At 69.7% G+C, this 16,118-nt stretch carries 13 protein-coding genes; 1 reads left to right on the forward strand and 12 read right to left on the reverse strand.

Annotated elements, in window-relative coordinates; genetic code table 11:
- Positions 1 to 157: 157 nt before the first annotated feature.
- The 6 genes from ACIPEP_RS15850 to ACIPEP_RS15875 all read right to left on the reverse strand — a co-directional run bounded on the left by ACIPEP_RS15850 (position 158) and on the right by ACIPEP_RS15875 (position 6,930).
- Positions 158 to 1,537, reverse strand: a complete 1,380-nt coding sequence (locus ACIPEP_RS15850) for a glucose-6-phosphate dehydrogenase (RefSeq protein ID WP_070418667.1) — start codon at positions 1,535 to 1,537, stop codon at positions 158 to 160.
- A gap of 199 nt (positions 1,538 to 1,736) precedes the next feature.
- Complete coding sequence (locus ACIPEP_RS15855; RefSeq protein ID WP_070418666.1) at positions 1,737 to 2,153, reverse strand: cytochrome c oxidase subunit 4; 417 nt, start codon at positions 2,151 to 2,153, stop codon at positions 1,737 to 1,739.
- Positions 2,154 to 2,157: 4 nt separating this feature from the next.
- Positions 2,158 to 3,897 carry a cytochrome c oxidase subunit I gene (gene ctaD, locus ACIPEP_RS15860; RefSeq protein WP_070418665.1) on the reverse strand — a complete coding sequence of 580 codons (1,740 nt, stop codon included), beginning with the start codon at positions 3,895 to 3,897 and terminating at the stop codon, positions 2,158 to 2,160.
- A 12-nt stretch (positions 3,898 to 3,909) separates the two neighbouring features.
- The gene (coxB, locus tag ACIPEP_RS15865) at positions 3,910 to 4,812 is read right to left on the reverse strand and encodes a cytochrome c oxidase subunit II (protein ID WP_070418664.1); all 903 of its coding nucleotides are present in this window, start codon (positions 4,810 to 4,812) and stop codon (positions 3,910 to 3,912) included.
- A 257-nt stretch (positions 4,813 to 5,069) separates the two neighbouring features.
- Positions 5,070 to 5,444 (reverse strand): iron-sulfur cluster assembly accessory protein, encoded by a 375-nt coding sequence (locus tag ACIPEP_RS15870; RefSeq protein ID WP_092387612.1) that lies wholly within the window; start codon positions 5,442 to 5,444, stop codon positions 5,070 to 5,072.
- 58 nt (positions 5,445 to 5,502) lie between these two features.
- Positions 5,503 to 6,930 carry a dipeptidase gene (locus ACIPEP_RS15875; RefSeq protein ID WP_402717801.1) on the reverse strand — a complete coding sequence of 476 codons (1,428 nt, stop codon included), beginning with the start codon at positions 6,928 to 6,930 and terminating at the stop codon, positions 5,503 to 5,505.
- A gap of 53 nt (positions 6,931 to 6,983) precedes the next feature.
- On the opposite strand from ACIPEP_RS15875, the gene ACIPEP_RS15880 reads away from it, so the two are divergent.
- A complete protein-coding gene (locus ACIPEP_RS15880) occupies positions 6,984 to 7,559 on the forward strand; it encodes a DUF3043 domain-containing protein (protein ID WP_070418662.1) in 576 nt (191 codons plus the stop codon).
- A 665-nt stretch (positions 7,560 to 8,224) separates the two neighbouring features.
- On the opposite strand, the gene ACIPEP_RS15885 is transcribed toward ACIPEP_RS15880, so the two are convergent.
- From ACIPEP_RS15885 to dnaE, 6 genes are all read right to left on the reverse strand, one after another.
- Positions 8,225 to 9,301 (reverse strand): quinone-dependent dihydroorotate dehydrogenase, encoded by a 1,077-nt coding sequence (locus ACIPEP_RS15885; RefSeq protein WP_402717802.1) that lies wholly within the window; start codon positions 9,299 to 9,301, stop codon positions 8,225 to 8,227.
- On the reverse strand, positions 9,298 to 9,795 hold the full coding sequence (nrdR, locus tag ACIPEP_RS15890) for a transcriptional regulator NrdR (RefSeq protein WP_070418661.1): 498 nt from the start codon (positions 9,793 to 9,795) through the stop codon (positions 9,298 to 9,300). The genes ACIPEP_RS15885 and nrdR overlap by 4 nt, the downstream gene beginning before the upstream one ends.
- 12 nt (positions 9,796 to 9,807) lie before the next feature.
- A complete protein-coding gene (gene hisD, locus ACIPEP_RS15895) occupies positions 9,808 to 11,115 on the reverse strand; it encodes a histidinol dehydrogenase (RefSeq protein WP_402717803.1) in 1,308 nt (435 codons plus the stop codon).
- A gap of 95 nt (positions 11,116 to 11,210) precedes the next feature.
- Positions 11,211 to 12,038: a hypothetical protein gene (locus tag ACIPEP_RS15900; RefSeq protein ID WP_402717804.1), complete on the reverse strand. Its 828-nt coding sequence runs from the start codon at positions 12,036 to 12,038 to the stop codon at positions 11,211 to 11,213.
- Positions 12,035 to 12,385, reverse strand: a complete 351-nt coding sequence (locus ACIPEP_RS15905; RefSeq protein ID WP_402717805.1) for a DUF2200 domain-containing protein — start codon at positions 12,383 to 12,385, stop codon at positions 12,035 to 12,037. Before ACIPEP_RS15905 ends, ACIPEP_RS15900 begins: the two co-directional genes overlap by 4 nt.
- A gap of 2 nt (positions 12,386 to 12,387) precedes the next feature.
- Positions 12,388 to 15,870: a DNA polymerase III subunit alpha gene (dnaE, locus tag ACIPEP_RS15910; RefSeq protein WP_070419540.1), complete on the reverse strand. Its 3,483-nt coding sequence runs from the start codon at positions 15,868 to 15,870 to the stop codon at positions 12,388 to 12,390.
- Positions 15,871 to 16,118 lie beyond the last annotated feature (248 nt).

Consider the following 16,118-nt stretch of genomic DNA (forward strand, 5'->3'; position numbering starts at 1 on the left):
GGGCGCCCCCGGGGGGGGCCGGGGGGGGGGGGGGGGGGCGGCCCCCCCCGCGGGGGGGGGGGGGGGGCCCCCCCGCGGGGGGGGGGGGGGGGGCCCGGGGGCCCCCCCGCCTCCCGTCCGTCGTCACCGCCCGATCAGGGCGTCACCGTCGCGTCCGTCAGGACGAGGACTCCCAGTCCGCCGGGCCGCGCGACCCCGCGCGGTACTCCTCGAGCGGGACCTCGTCCGCCTTCCAGGCGTCGACGACCGGCTCGACGATCTCCCAGCAGCGCTCGGCCACGTCACCGCGGATCGAGAGCAGCGGGTCGTCGTGGAAGATCCCGTTGAGGACCTCGCCGTAGGGGGTGAGCTCGCCGTCCGCGAAGGACGACGACAGGGTGACCTGGCCCATCTCGAACGGGTTGCCACCGCCGTTGGCCGACACCGTCAGCTCGATCTCGTCGGGGTTGAGCACGATGCGGAGCGTGTCCGTCTTCGGCCGACCGGACAGGCCGGAGGGCAGGCGCGTCACGGGCTTGAAGGTGATCAGCACCTCCTTGCGGCTGTTGCCGAGTGCCTTGCCGGAACGGAGCGTGAACGGCACGCCCTTCCAGCGGGCGGTGTCCACCTCGACCGAGATCTCGGCGAGCGTCTCGGTGCCGCGCGACTTGTCGACGCCGTCCTCGTCCTGGTACGACGGCAGTTCCTTGCCGTCGATGGTGCCGGCCGTGTAGACCGCACGACGCGACGCGATCTTCGGGTCGCCGCCCTTGAGCTCGGTCGAACGGAGCACCCGGGCCAGGGACGAGCGGAACTCGACGGCGTCGATGTCCGCGGGGGCGTCCATCGTCACGATGCCGAGGATCTGCAGCAGGTGCGACTGGATCATGTCGACCATCGCGCCGGCCTCGTCGTAGTACTGGGCGCGGTTCTCGAGACCGAGGGTCTCGTCGTAGAAGATGTCGACCTTCTCGATGTTGTCGGCGTTCCAGATCGGCTCGAACAGACGGTTCGCGAAGCGCAGACCGATGATGTTGAGGACCGTGGTGCGACCGAGGAAGTGGTCGGTGCGGTGCACGCGCTCCTCGGGGACGAGCTTGAGGACCGTCTCGTTGAGGGCCTTCGCGCTGGCGACGTCCGTGCCGAAGGGCTTCTCGAACGCGAGGGTCGTGCCCTCGGGCAGCTCGACCTGCTGGAGCGCCTCGCAGATGTCGGAGGCGATCTGCGGCGGGAGCGCGAAGTAGAGGATCGGCTCGGCGTCAGCGTCGGCCGCGGCGAAGAGTGCCTTGAGGTGCTCGGGGTCGGTCGGGTCACCCTGGATGAACTGCGTCGACGCGAGGGTGGCGTCGACCTCCGGGCCCTTCACGTCCTGCGACGCGAAGGACTTCGTGACGACGTCCTTCCACTGCTCCTCGCTGCGGGCGCTGCGGCCCGTGCCGATGAGCTGGACGGGCACCGCTCGACCGCTCTGCAGGAACGTGCCGAGGCCCGGCAGCAGCAGGCGGGAGGCGAGGTCGCCCGTCGCGCCGAAGATGATGAGAGTGCGCTTGTCGGTCACCGGAGGTGACTCCTTTCGCTGTGGTGGGGGTGGTCCGCTTGAGGCCAAGCCGTGGGCGGACCGGTTGATTCCCGGACGAGCAGGTTCGTTCGTGTGTCTGCGTTCCGGAGGTCGTGCTGCGGTTCCGGTGTGGTGCTGGACGCACTTCGGGCGGCACCGGTGTGGTGCCGCCCGAAGTCAGGTGCGCTGGAGGTCCAGGTCAGTGACCGAAGTTGCCGCGGTAGTACTCGTAGACCCAGCCGACGAGGGTGATCGCCACGCAGGCGAGCCCGATCGGGACGATCCACAGCCCGGCTGCGACACCGAGGAAGCAGAGCGCCGTGGCACCCGCGAGCAGGATGGGCCACCACGACCACGGGCTGAAGTGCCCGAGCTCGGCGTCGCCGTCCTCGATGTTGGCGTCGGGGCGGTCCTCGGGGAGGACGCCGCCCTGGGAGGACATGACCTTGCCGAGGTAGAACGCGATGAACGCGGACATGATCCCGGTGAGGCCGATGGCCACCGTGCCGACCCACTCCGGATGACCGTAGTAGAGCAGCGACCAGATGGTGTACGCGGCGTCCGCGAGGATGAAGAACCCGAAGAGGATCCAGAACAGGTTGGTGTTGGCGCGCATCGCCTTACTTCACCTCGCCCTTCGCGGCGTCGTAGGTCGGAGCGTCGGGGGCGTCCTTGGCCGGACCCACACCGATCGGCACACCCGCTTCGGGGTGGTTGAGGTCGAACGCCGGCGACTCCGAACGGATGCGCGGGATCGACGTGAAGTTGTGCCGCGGCGGCGGGCAGCTGGTCGCCCACTCGAGCGAGCGGCCGTAGCCCCACGGGTCGTTCACGGCGACCTTCGGCGCGTTCCGGGCAGTCACGTAGACGTTGAAGATGAACGGCAGGAACGAGATCGCGAGGATCATCGAGCCGATCGTCGACAGCTGGTTCATCCAGGTGAACCCGTCGTTCGGCAGGTAGGTCGCGTAGCGACGCGGCATGCCGATGACGCCCAGCCAGTGCTGGATGAGGAACGTCGTGTGGAAGCCGATGAACAGGAGCCAGAAGTGGATCTTGCCGAGACGCTCGTTGAGCATCTTGCCCGTCCACTTCGGCCACCAGAAGTAGAAGCCGGAGAACATCGCGAACACGACGGTTCCGAAGACCACGTAGTGGAAGTGCGCGACGACGAAGTACGAGTCGGACACGTGGAAGTCGAGCGGCGGCGACGCCAGGATCACACCGGTGAGACCACCGAACGTGAAGGTGATGAGGAAGCCGACGGCCCAGAGCAGTGGCGTCTCGAACGTGACCGAACCGCGCCACATCGTGCCGACCCAGTTGAAGATCTTCACGCCGGTCGGGACCGCGATGAGCATCGTCATGAGCGAGAACCACGGGAGCAGGACGCCACCGGTGACGTACATGTGGTGCGCCCACACCGTGACCGAGAGGGCCGCGATGGCGATGGTCGCGTAGACGAGGGTCTTGTACCCGAAGATCGGCTTGCGGCTGAACACCGGGAAGACCTCGGAGACGATGCCGAAGAACGGCAGCGCGATGATGTACACCTCGGGGTGGCCGAAGAACCAGAAGAGGTGCTGCCAGAGCAGGGCTCCGCCGTTCGCCGGGTTGAAGATCTGCGCGTCGAACACGCGGTCGAGACCGAGGCCGAACAGCGCGGCGGCGAGGACCGGGAAGGCCATCAGCACGAGCAGCGCGGTCACGAGGGTGTTCCACGTGAAGATCGACATGCGGAACATGGTCAGACCCGGGGCACGCATCGTGATGATCGTGGTGATGAAGTTCACCGCACCGAGGATCGTCGAGAAGCCGGTCATGCCGAGGCCGAAGACCCAGAGGGTGCCACCGAGCCCTGGTGTGAACGTCGTGTCACTCAGTGGCGCGTAGGCGAACCACCCGAACGACGCGGCGCCCTGCGGGGTGAGGAAGCCGCCGACGGCGATGAGCGAGCCGAACAGGTAGAGCCAGAAGGCGAACCCGTTCAGACGCGGGAAGGCGACGTCCGGCGCACCGATCTGCAGCGGCATGATCGCGTTCGCGAAGCCCGAGAAGAGCGGGGTCGCGAACATCAGCAGCATGATCGTGCCGTGCATCGTGAAGAGCTGGTTGTACTGCTCCTTCGTCGCGACCACGTGCAGGCCGGGCTCGAAGAGCTGGGCACGGATGACGAGCGCCATCACACCCGCGAGCAGGAAGAAGATGAACGAGGCGATCAGGTACATGTACCCGATGGTCTTGTGGTCCGTGGAGGTGATCCACCGGACGATGATGTTGCCCTTCCGGCCGACCTTCGACGCCTGGAAGTCCAGTGTCGTGGTCCCTGCAGCCGGCTGGCCGACGAGTGACGTGGTCATCTGACGGAGCCCCTACTTGTTGTCGCTCGACGCCGTGACGGGCGTCTTGTCGTTGGGTTCGTTCGTGTTGGTGTTGTACTCGTTGCCGAGCAGACCGACCTTGCCCTGCTCCTCGAGCGAGTCGAGGTACTTCTGGTACTCGGCCGGGGTGACGACCTTCACCTGGAAGAGCATGAGCGAGTGGTACTCACCGCACAGCTCCGCGCACTTGCCCTGGTAGGTACCGAGCTTCTGCGGGATGAAGTACTCGTCGTTCGTCTTGCCCGGGAGCATGTCCTTCTTGTAGAGGAAGTCGATGATCCAGAACGAGTGGTCGACGTCGCGGGACGAGAGCTCGATGTGGACCTTCTTGCCCTTGGGCAGGTAGAGGGTCGGGAGCTGCGACTCGTCGATCGCGCCGTTGGCGTTCTCTTCTTCCTGGGCCTGGATGCCCTGGTAGTAGACGCTCTTGGACTTGTCGTCCTCGTTGATGTAGTTGAAGTCCCACGCCCAGCGCTTGCCGTAGACGTGGATCGTCGCGTCGGCGTTCTTGAACGGCTGCTCGATCGCGGCCTGGTCCTTGGCGGTGAAGGCGAAGAAGCCGAGCACGAGTATCAGCGGCACGATCGTGTAGAAGATCTCGAGCGGCATGTTGTAGCGCATCTGCACCGGCAGGCCGGTCTGGCCCTTGCGGCGGCGGTAGACGATCGCTGCCCAGATGATGAGGCCCCACACGATCAGACCGACCGCGAGCAGCACGACCCAGCTGGTGGTCCACAGGCCGACGATACGGCTCGTGTGGTTGGTGACGTCCTTCGTCTCCTCCGTGCCGGGGAGCCATCCGTTCAGCTGCTGCTGCGTGCAACCAGCCAGTGCGATGACCAGACCGACGGCCACCGGGACGGCCGCCCAACGTATACGGCGATTCGAACGCACTGTTACCTCTCGGAAGAACGTGAAACCGGAGCAGGCCGCGACGTGAAGGTCGCGCATGGCTCGCTCCCAGCTTGGTTGGAACACTCCTAGCTTACTCGCAGCTCGGGACCGCTCGCGCACACGCGACACACCTCGGGCCGCGATCCGCACTCCGTCCGGGCGGGTTTTCCCTGGTCGTGCGGGATGCCACGCCCGGGAACGAACGAGCGGGGAGCGACCGTGTCGGTCACTCCCCGCTCGTGTCGGGTCGACGGAGATCAGTGGAAGCTGTCACCGCACGCGCAGCTGCCCTGCGCGTTGGGGTTGTCGATCGTGAAGCCCTGCTTCTGGATGGTGTCCTCGAAGTCGATCGAGGCGCCGTCGAGGTACGGGACGCTCATCTTGTCGACGACGACCTCGACGCCGTCGCCGAACTCGGCCGTGGCGTCGCCGTCGAGCAGGCGCTCGTCGAAGTAGAGCTGGTAGATCAGGCCGGAGCACCCGCCGGGCTGGACGGCGAGACGCAGGCGGAGGTCGTCGCGGCCTTCCTGTTCGAGGAGGCTCGCCACCTTCGCCGCGGCCGCGTCGCTGAGCAGGACGCCGTGCGACGGCGCCTCGGTCGTCGGTGCGTGGTCGGTGATGGTGTCGCTCATCCGCGCGTCTCCCTCCGTGCGGTGTCGTTCACCGCGCTTGGACCGATTGTAAGCACCGTCAGCCGCGAGTCGCGAGACGCGCGAGCAGGATCGTCTCCGATGCGATGGCGCGGTGCAGGACGCCGAGGTGCTGCGACTCGTTCGGGCTGTGCGCGCGGGTGTCCGGGTCCTCGACGCCGGTCACGAGGATCTGCGCCTCCGGGAACTGGGCGGCGAGGTCCGAGACGAACGGGATCGAGCCGCCGATGCCCTGCTCGACGGGCGACTCGCCCCAGCCCTCGGACATCGCGGTCCGCGCTTCCTGGACGGCCCAGCCGGCGGTGTCCACGAGGAACCCGTCGCCGGCGTCCGGCTCGCTGATCTCCATCCGGGCGCCGAACGGCACGTGCGCCCGCAGGTGCCGCTCGACCGCGGCGTACGCGTCCGTCGCGGCCTGCCCCGGCGCGACCCGCACCGAGACCCGCGCGGAGACCGTCGGCAGCAGGGTGTTCGACGCGTTCGCGACGCTCGGGACGTCCATGCCCGTCACGGTGATCGACGGCTGGAACCACATCCGCGACAGCACGTCGCCACGGCCGACGGGACGCACCCCCGGGAGCAGTGCCGCGTCGGCGGCGAGCTGCTCCTCGGTGCGCTCGGGCACGTCGGCCTCGTACGACGAGAGGCCCTCGACCGCGACGGCGCCGTCGTCGTCGTGCAGCGAGGCGAGCAAGCGGACCATCGGGATCATGGCGTCCGGCGCCGCTCCCCCGAACATGCCGCTGTGGCTCGCGTGCTCGAGGGTCGTCAGGGTCAGCTTGAAGGTGACGTTGCCGCGCAGGGAGACGGTGATCGACGGGACCTCGGTCGACCAGTTGTCGCTGTCCGCGACGACGATGACGTCGGCCGCGAGGTGCTCCTGCTGCTCGCGGAGGAACGTCCGGAACGACCGGGAGCCGAACTCCTCCTCGCCCTCGATGAACAGGACGACGCCGAGCTCCAGGTCGTCGCCGAACTGCGCGTGCAGCGCCCGGAGCGACGCGATGTGGGTCATCACGCCGGCCTTGTCGTCCGAGGCACCGCGGCCGTACAAGCGGTCGCCACGCAGGGTCGGCTCGAACGGCGGGGTCTCCCAGAGCGCGTCGTCGCCCTGCGGCTGGACGTCGTGGTGGGCGTAGAGCATCACGGTCGGCTTGCCGTTGCGGGCCGGGCGGACCGCCAGGACCGCGGGCTGACCGAGCTCGAGCGGGTCGGCGTCACTGATCGCCGACCGGATGATCTCGACCTGGTCGTCCGTGAAGACGCCGGTGCTCCGGGCCAGGTCCGCCACGGCACGGGCGCTCGCGAGCACGTTCGACTCGTCGAACGCCGACCACGACACCGACGGGATCCGCACCAGGTCGGACAGGTCGGCGATCGTCGAGGGCAGCGAACCCTGCACGTGTTCGCGGAGGGCGTCGAGGAGTGCGGGGTCGGTGGCGGCGGCGTGCTGGTCGGTGTCGGTCATGTCCCGTAATCTAGAGGACGATCCAGCACGCAGACCGCAGTCAGGAACGCATCGTGGCGAAGGCAGCCCCCAAGACCAACACGACCGTCAACCCGTCCGAGGCCGAGCTCCTCGAACAGGGGAAGGGCCGTCCGACGCCGACCCGTCGCGAGCGCGAGGCGGCGAACCGCCGTCCCATCGTCGGCGGCTCCGCCGAGGACAAGAAGGCGGCTCGTGCACGGCTCACGAACGAGCGTGAGAAGGCCCGCGTCGGCATGGCCAACGGCGAGGAACGCTACCTCCCCGCGAAGGACAAGGGCGAGCAGCGCAAGTTCGTGCGCGACTGGATCGACGCCCGCTGGAACGTCGGCGAGATCATGATGCCGGTGCTCGTGCTGTTCCTCATCGTCGGGTTCGCCGCGTCGCAGACCGTGATCGCGTCGTACTCGCTGCTGCTCGTGTGGGCGTTCGTGGCGCTCTTCGTGCTCGACTGCATCGTGCTGTGGCTGTCGTTCCGCAAGAAGCTGACGGCCAAGTTCGGCTCGATGCAGCGCGGGACGTTCCTCTACATCCTCACGCGGGCGTGGCAGCTGCGCTTCCTGCGCCTGCCGAAGCCGCAGGTCAAGCGCGGGCAGTACCCCACCGTCTGATCGCTCCCCACCGCAGCGCCGTCCGGTCCGCCGGGCGGCGCTGCGTCGTTCCCGGCGCGCGGCCCGGCCCCCGTCCCCCGCCGGCCCCGCCGCCCCCGCCGAGCGGGCAGTATCCGTCACGCTCGCGGGCTCCGCACGGCACATTCCGCCCGCTCGTCGAACGCGAGCGGCGAGTCCCGCCCGCTCGCCGGCCCGCCCGCCGACCACCCACCGGACGGGAGGCGCGGTGCGGGCCCGACCCGCGCCTCCCGTCCGTCAGGTGCGCGACGCGGGCATACGACCCGCCCGGTACGCGTCGGCGAGGTCGCGGGAAGTGCCGCTCCGCGGCGCTCGCGACGGCGCATTGCGCGACCTGGCCACAGCACACGCGGCGTGTCGTGCGACCTCGACGACGGACACCCGGACCCGACGACGGACACCTGGACCCGGCGGCGGACCCGCAGACCCGGACGCGCGACCCCGACCGGTCACGACTCGCCGCGTACGACTCGCCGAGCGGGCAGAACGCACCGCCACGACGCGTCGAGCGTGACGTATTTCGCCCGCTGGACGACGCGCACGCGACGTCAGTGCGCCCGCTCGACGACGCGCACGCGACGTCAGCGCGCCCGCTCGGCGACGCGCACGCGACGCCAGCGCGCACGCCCGGCGACGCGCACGCGACGTCAGCGCGCCGCGCGCCCCAACCGCCGCCGCCGGAGCCGGTTGATCCGCGTCGCCCAGGTCGGCCCCTCGTAGAGGAACGCCGTGTAGCCCTGCACCAGGGTCGCCCCGGCGTCGATGCGGTCCTGCACGTCCTGCTCGGTCGTGACGCCGCCGACCGCGATGACGCAGAAGTCCGACGGCACCGCGGCGCGGACCCGCCGCAGGACCTCGAGCGACCGAGCCGCGACCGGTGCGCCGGACAGTCCCCCGGCACCCATCGCCTCGACGTCCGCCGCCGGCGTGCGGAGTCCCGAGCGGGAGATCGTGGTGTTGTTCGCGATGACACCGGCCAGCCCGAGGGAGACGGCGAGCCCGGCGATCGCGTCGATCTGCTCGTCCGTGAGGTCCGGCGCGATCTTCACCAGCACCGGCACCCTGCCGGCGGCGTCGCGCACGGCGGTGAGCAGCGGTCGGAGCTGGTCGAGCTCCTGCAGACCGCGCAGCCCGGGCGTGTTCGGCGAGCTGACGTTGACCGCGAGGTAGTCCGCGAACGGCGCGAGCCTGCGCGTCGACTCGAGGTAGTCGTCGACGGCGTCCTCGACGGCGACGACCCGGCTCTTGCCGATGTTCACGCCGATGACGGGCCGCCCGGGGTTGCGGCGGGCACGCTCCAACCGACGTGCTGCTGCGGCGGCACCGTGGTTGTTGAAGCCCATGCGGTTGATGAGGGCGCGGTCGGGGATGAGCCGGAAGAGCCGCGGGCGCTCGTTGCCGGGCTGCGGCTTGGCGGTGATGGTGCCGACCTCGACGTGCCCGAACCCGAGGACACCGAGTCCGGCGATCCCCCGGGCGTCCTTGTCGAACCCGGCGGCCAGGCCGAAGCGCGACGGGAAGTGGATCCCCATGGTCGTCACGCCGTCGGCGGCGGAGGGCCGCGAGTAGCGCTCGACGAGCCGTCCGACGACGGGCACGTGCGGCAGCCACTTGATCACCGCGAACGCGATGTGGTGCGCGCGCTCGGGGTCCATGTTGGCGAACACCGAGCGGAACACGACGGAGTACCCGCCGCGGACGATCCGTTCTGCGATGCCGCTCACGCGCCGGCCCCGGCCGGGGACGAGCCGGCGACCGGGTCGGCCGCGCCGTGGTGGTCGCGGCGGAGCTGGCCGATGGCGTCCTCGAAGTCCTCGAGCGAGTCGAAGGCCTGGTAGACGCTCGCGAACCGGAGGTAGGCGACCTCGTCGAGCTCGCGGAGCGGCGCGAGGATCGCGAGCCCGATGTCGTTCGCGTCGATCTGGCTCGACCCCGAGGACCGCACGGTCTCCTCGACGCGCTGCGCGAGGATCGCCAGGTCGCCGTCGGTCACCGGGCGTCCTTGGCAGGCCTTGCGCACGCCGGACACGATCTTGTCGCGGCTGAACGGCTCGGTCACCCCGTTGCGCTTCACCACGTTGAGCGAAGCGGTCTCGGTGGTCGAGAAACGGCGGCCGCAGTTCGGGCACTGACGACGGCGACGGATGGAGGTTCCGTCGTCGCTCGTCCGGGAGTCGACGACGCGGGAGTCCGGGTGGCGGCAGAAGGGGCAGAACATGTCGACCCCAGGCTACCGGTTCGTGCGCTCCGTCACGGCGGCGCCGTGCGCGGGGAGCTGCTCCTCGGTCGCGAGGGCGACGATGTGCGGCGCGACCTCGGCCAGGGCCTCGGGCGAGTAGCGGATGACCTGCTGCGCGCGGAGGAACGTCGACGCGGACAGCCCGGAGCCGAAGCGCGCCTGCCCGCCGGTCGGCAGGACGTGGTTCGACCCGGCCAGGTAGTCGCCGAGGCTGACCGGCGTGCTCGGCCCGACGAACACCGCGCCCGCGGCGTCGATGTCAGCGAGGACCGCGTCGTCGTCGGTGGTCTGGATCTCGAGGTGCTCCGGCCCGTAGGCGTTGCTCACGGTCGCCGCGTCGGCGAGCGAGTCCACGAGCACGATCGCGGACTGCGGTCCGTCCAGGGCGACCTGGAGGCGCGACGCGGTCCCGACACGCGCAGCACGTTCCGGGATGGCCGCCTCCACCGCGTCGGCGAACGCCGCCGACGTCGTCACCAGCACGCTGCCGGCCTGCTCGTCGTGCTCGGCCTGGCTGATGAGGTCGGCGGCCACGTACCCGGGGTCCGCGGTGTCGTCGGCGATCACGAGGATCTCCGTCGCGCCGGCCTCGGCGTCGATGCCGACGACACCGCGCACGAGGCGCTTGGCCGCCGCGACGTAGTTGTTGCCGGGACCCGTGACGAGGTCGACGGGCTCGAGGCCGATCGACGGGACGCCGTACGCCAGCGCACCGACGGCTCCGGCGCCGCCCATGGCGTAGACCTCGTCGATGCCGAGCAGGCCGGCCGCCGCCAGGATCGTCGGGTGCACCGCTCCCCCGTGGTCACGCTGCGGGGGCGACACGAGCGCGATCGACCGCACGCCGGCGACCTGGGCGGGGACGACGTTCATGACGACGCTCGACGGGTACACCGCCTTGCCACCGGGCACGTAGAGGCCCACGCGGCGCATCGGCTGCCACCGCTGGTGCACCTCGGCGCCGTCGGCCAGGGTGGTCACGGACGCGGCGGGCACCTGCGCCGCACTCGCTGCCCGGACCCGGCGGATGGCCTCGTCGAGCGCTTCCCGGAGCTCCGGCGTGAGGCCGGCGACGGCCGCGGCGATCTCGGCAGCGGGGACCCGCACGTGCTCGGGCGCTCCCCCGTCGAACCGTTCGGCCTGATCGTGCAGCGCCGACGCCCCGTGCTCGCGGACGGCGTCGACGAGCTCGCGGGCGGCGTCCACCGCGTGCGAGACGTCACCGGCGGCGCGCGGCATGAGTCGGAGGAGTTCGGCACGGGCGGGGAGGCCGCCACGGAGGTCGATTCGCTGCATCATCAGGTGGTCAAGCCTACCGAGCGCGGGCGGGAGGTCGGTGGCGGACCGGCACCGCGCCTCCTGGCCCGCGCTGACGGGGCCCGGGGCCCGCGTCGTCAGGCGAGCGCGTCGACGACGGGGCGGTGTCGAGCGGCGGCTGCCGCGTCCCAGGCGCCGAGCAGGTGGAGCGTCGCGATGCGGAACGCGAGCGCGCGGACGAGCAGTTGGTCCCACTCCGCGACGTCGGCACCGAGCGCGCCGAGCTGCGCGACCGGGACGCCGTGCCAGCACACCGCGTCGACTGCGGCGACGGCGGCACCGAACCCGGCAGGTCGCCAGGACGGCGGCCAGTCGATGACGGCAGGGACGGCAGGGACGGCGGGGACGGCGGCATCGGCGGCATCGGCGAAGAGGACGTTGCCGAGCAGGTCGCCGTGGACGAGCTGCGACCGTGCTCGGACGGGCCGGAAGGCCGCGGCGAGGCGGTCGAGCGTGGGGTCGTCCGGCAGGCGCGCTGCTCCCCAGGCCATCCGGTCGGCGCGGCTCCACGGGTCCTCGGGGCGCGGCGTGGACGGGGCGAGGAACGCGGGGCGGTCGAGGTGTGCGATCGCTCGGTGGAAGGCGTTCCCGACGCGGATGACGTCGGCGACCCGGGTCTCGTCGGCGCGGCCGGGCAGCCACTCCCAGGCCTCCCATGCGCCGGCGCGCCAGGGTCCGTCGACCGTCCGGACGGGTCGAGGTGTGCGGAACGTCGAGGTGTGCGCCAGCTCGGCGAGGACGCCCGCCCGCCAGTCCGTCACCGTCGCGCCGTCGTGCGGTCGGAGGACGACGTCGCCGGCGCGCCAGGTCAGCCCGCGCCCGCCCGCGAGCCGTTCGAGCCGCTGGTCGCCCACGCCGAAGGCACCCAGGGTGCCGGCGTCCGGACCGCCCGCCACGGTGTTCACGCGGTCCGGAGCACCTTCGACATCGGACGGCCCTTCGCGACCTCGTCGACGAGCTTGTCCAGGTACCGGATCTGCCGCATGAGCGGGTCGTCGAGTTCCTCGATCCGGACGCCGCAGATCACGCCGGTGATGAGCGGTGCCTTCGGATGGAGGTGCGCGGCCGCGAAGAAGTCCTCGAACGTGGTCTCATCGGCGAGGTGCTTCTCGAGCGCGGCGTCGTCGAACCCCGTGAGCCACTCGATCACCGCGTCGAGCTCGGCCTTGGTGTGCCCCTTGCGCTCCACCTTCGCGAGGTAGTGCGGGTACACCGCCGCGAACGGCGTGCCGAAGATGCGGTGCCCGGCCATCGTCAGACCAGGCAGCGCGGCCCGAGCAGGCTCTTCAGCTCGCCGAAGAGGTCGGGCGTCAGGTTCACCGGGAACGGCAGCTCGAACGTGCGGGCGACGTCGTCCTTGATGAGCTTCAACCGGACCTCGGTCTCGCCGCTGTGCCGACCGAGGACGGCGGCGAGTTCGGTCACCGTCGTGGTCGTCGCCTGCCGCTCGGGCAGGCTCAGCGTGAGCGGGCCGGACCCCATGGCGTCACCGACGTTCGGCTGGAACATGCTCACCGCGTGCAGGGCCTTGCCGTCGTCGCGCACGTTGACACGACCGCGCAGGACCACGATCGAGTCGGCGACGAGCGACGGCCCGAACTCCTGGTAGGTCTTGCCCAGGAACATCACGCCGATCTGGCCGCCGAAGTCCTCGATGTCGACGATGCCGTACGGGTTGCCGCTGGACTTCGCCACCCGGTGCTGCACGCTCGTCAGGAGCCCCGCGACGGTGACCGTCTCACCCTCGACCGAGTCGTCGGCCGCGATGAGGTCGGCGATGGTGATCGACTGGTGCTTCGCCAGCTCGATCTCGAGCCCGGCGAGCGGGTGGTCGGAGACGTACAGGCCGAGCATGTCCCGTTCGAACGCGAGCTTGTCGCGCTTGGACCACTCCGGACGGTCGGGCACCTGGGACACGACGGCTGCCGACGGCTGTTCCTCGGCGACCTCGGCGAAGAGCGAGTCGAAGTCGAACCCGACGTTGCCGTGGGCCTCGTCGCGCTTGACCTTCACCGCACCCTCGACGGCGCCCTCGTGGATCTCGACGAGTGCACGGCGGGAATCGCCGAACTCGTCGAACGCACCGGCCTTGATGAGCGACTCGACCGTGCGCTTGTTCGCCGACGAGATCGGGATCTTGCGGAGGAAGTCGTGGAAGGACTCGAACGCGCCCTTCTCGGTGCGGGCCTGGACGATGTCGTCGACGACGTTGAAGCCGACGTTGCGGATCGCGCCCATGCCGAAGCGGATGTCCTCGCCGACGGCGGCGAAGAAGCCGATCGACTCGTTGACGTCCGGCGGCATGACCTTGATGCCCATCCGGCGGCACTCGTTGAGGTACAGCGCGAGCTTGTCGCGGGCGTCGCCGACGCTCGTCAGCAGCGCCGCCATGTACTCGGCCGGGTAGTGCGCCTTGAGGTACGCGGTCCAGAACGACACCACGCCGTACGCCGCCGAGTGCGCCTTGTTGAACGCGTAGTCGGAGAACGGCAGCAGGATGTCCCAGAGGGTCTTGATGGCAGCGGCCGAGTAGCCGTTGTCCTGCATGCCCTTCTCGAAGCCGGCGTACTGCTTGTCCAGCTCGGACTTCTTCTTCTTGCCCATCGCGCGGCGGAGGATGTCCGCTTGGCCGAGCGAGAACCCGGCCACCTTCTGCGCGATGGCCATGACCTGCTCCTGGTAGATGATCAGGCCGTAGGTCGTGCCGATGATGTCCTGCAGGGGCTCCTCGAGCTCCGGGTGGATCGGCGTGATCGGCTGCTCGCCGTTCTTGCGGAGCGCGTAGTTCGTGTGCGAGTTCGCACCCATGGGGCCCGGACGGTACAGGGCGATGAGCGCGGAGATGTCCTCGAAGTTGTCGGGCTTCATCAGGCGCAGCAGCCCGCGCATCGGCCCGCCGTCGAGCTGGAACACGCCGAGGGTGTCACCACGCTGCAGGAGCGCGTACGCCTCGGGGTCCTCGAGCCCCATGTTCTCGAGGTCGAGCTCGATCCCACGGTTCGTCTTGATGTTGTCGAGGGCGTCACTGATGATCGTGAGGTTGCGGAGCCCCAGGAAGTCCATCTTGATCAGGCCGAGCGACTCCGCTGCCGGGTAGTCGAACTGCGTGACGATCTGGCCGTCCTGCTCGCGCTTCATCACGGGGATGATGTCGATCAGCGGATCGCTCGACATGATGACGCCGGCGGCGTGCACGCCCCACTGGCGCTTCAGCCCCTCGAGCCCGAGGGCGGTGTCGAACACCGTCTTCGCCTCGGGGTCGGTCTCGACGACCGTGCGGACGTCGACTGCCTCCTTGTAGCGCGGGTGGTCCTTGTCGAAGATCCCGGTGAGCGGGATGTCCTTGCCCATCACGGGCGGCGGCATCGCCTTGGTGAGCTTCTCGCCCATGCCGAACGGGAAGCCCAGGACACGCGAGGAGTCCTTGAGCGCCTGCTTCGCCTTGATCGTGCCGTACGTGACGATCTGCGCGACACGCGCCGACCCGTACTTCTCGGTGACGTACTTGATCGCCTCACCGCGGCGCCGGTCGTCGAAGTCGACGTCGAAGTCGGGCATCGAGACGCGGTCCGGGTTGAGGAAGCGCTCGAAGATCAGGCCGTGCCGGATCGGGTCGAGGTCGGTGATGCGCATCGCGTACGCCACCATCGAGCCGGCACCGGAACCACGGCCGGGACCGACGCGGATGCCGTTGTTCTTCGACCAGTTGATGAAGTCGGCGACCACGAGGAAGTACCCCGGGAAGCCCATCTGGTTGATGATGCCGACCTCGTAGTCGGCGCGTTCCTGGACCTCGCGCGTGATGCCGTCGGGGTACCGGTACTCGAGGCCCTTCGCCACCTCTTTCTCGAACCACGAGTGCTCGGTCTCCCCCTCGGGCACGGGGAACTTCGGCATGTAGTTGGCCGCGGTGTCGAACTCGACGTTGCACCGCTCGGCGATGAGCAGCGTGTTGTCGCAGGCCTCGGGGTTGTCGCGGAAGAGGTGCCGCATCTGCTGCGGGGTCTTCAGGTAGAACTCGTCGGCGTCGAACTTGAAGCGGTTCGGGTCGTTCAGGGTCGAGCCGGACTGCACGCACAGCAGGGCCGCGTGCGACTTGGCGTCGTGCGAATGCGTGTAGTGCAGGTCGTTCGTGCCGACCAGCGGGATGTCGAGGTCCTTCGCCAGCCGGATCAGGTCGCTCATGATCCGACGTTCGATCTCGAGCCCGTGGTCCATGACCTCGGCGAAGTAGTTCTCCTTGCCGAAGATGTCGCGGTAGTCCGCCGCGGCCTTGACGGCTTCGTCGTACTGGCCGAGCCGCAGCCGGGTCTGGATCTCCCCCGAGGGGCAGCCCGTCGTGGCGATGATGCCCTCGTGGTACTCCTCGAGCAGCTCGATGTCCATGCGGGGCTTGAAGTAGTACCCCTCGATCGACGCCTTGCTCGAGAGCCGGAACAGGTTGTGCATGCCCGTCGTGTTCTCGGCGAACATCGTCATGTGCGTGTACGCGCCGGAGCCGGACACGTCGTCGCCGCCGCCGTCGCCCCAGCGCACACGGGTCTTGTCCGTCCGGTGGGTGCGCGGCGTGATGTACGCCTCGGTCCCGATGATCGGCTTGACACCGCCGGCCTTGGCGGCCTTCCAGAACTCGAACGCGCCGAACATGTTGCCGTGGTCGGTCACGGCAACGGCGGGCATGCCCTGCGCGGCGGTCTCGGCCACGAGGTCGCCGAGCCTGGCGGCGCCGTCGAGCATCGAGTACTCACTGTGCACGTGCAGGTGGACGAAGGAGTCGGAATCCGACACGGAACCTCCGGTTCGCGGGAGCTGCTGCGGTCTGGGAACAGCCTAACCGCGACCGGGGACAAACCCGGGCGCGTCGAACCGGACGGGAGCGCCACGCGCGGGGCGCGCCGCCGAGGGCGCGCGACACGCCGCGCGCGTCCCGCCGAGAGCGCACGAAGTGCCGCTCCGCAGGGCCGAGAGCGACCGATTTCGCGATC

This window comes from Curtobacterium sp. NPDC087082 (genome assembly GCF_044745045.1).
Taxonomy (GTDB): Bacteria; Actinomycetota; Actinomycetes; order Actinomycetales; family Microbacteriaceae; genus Curtobacterium.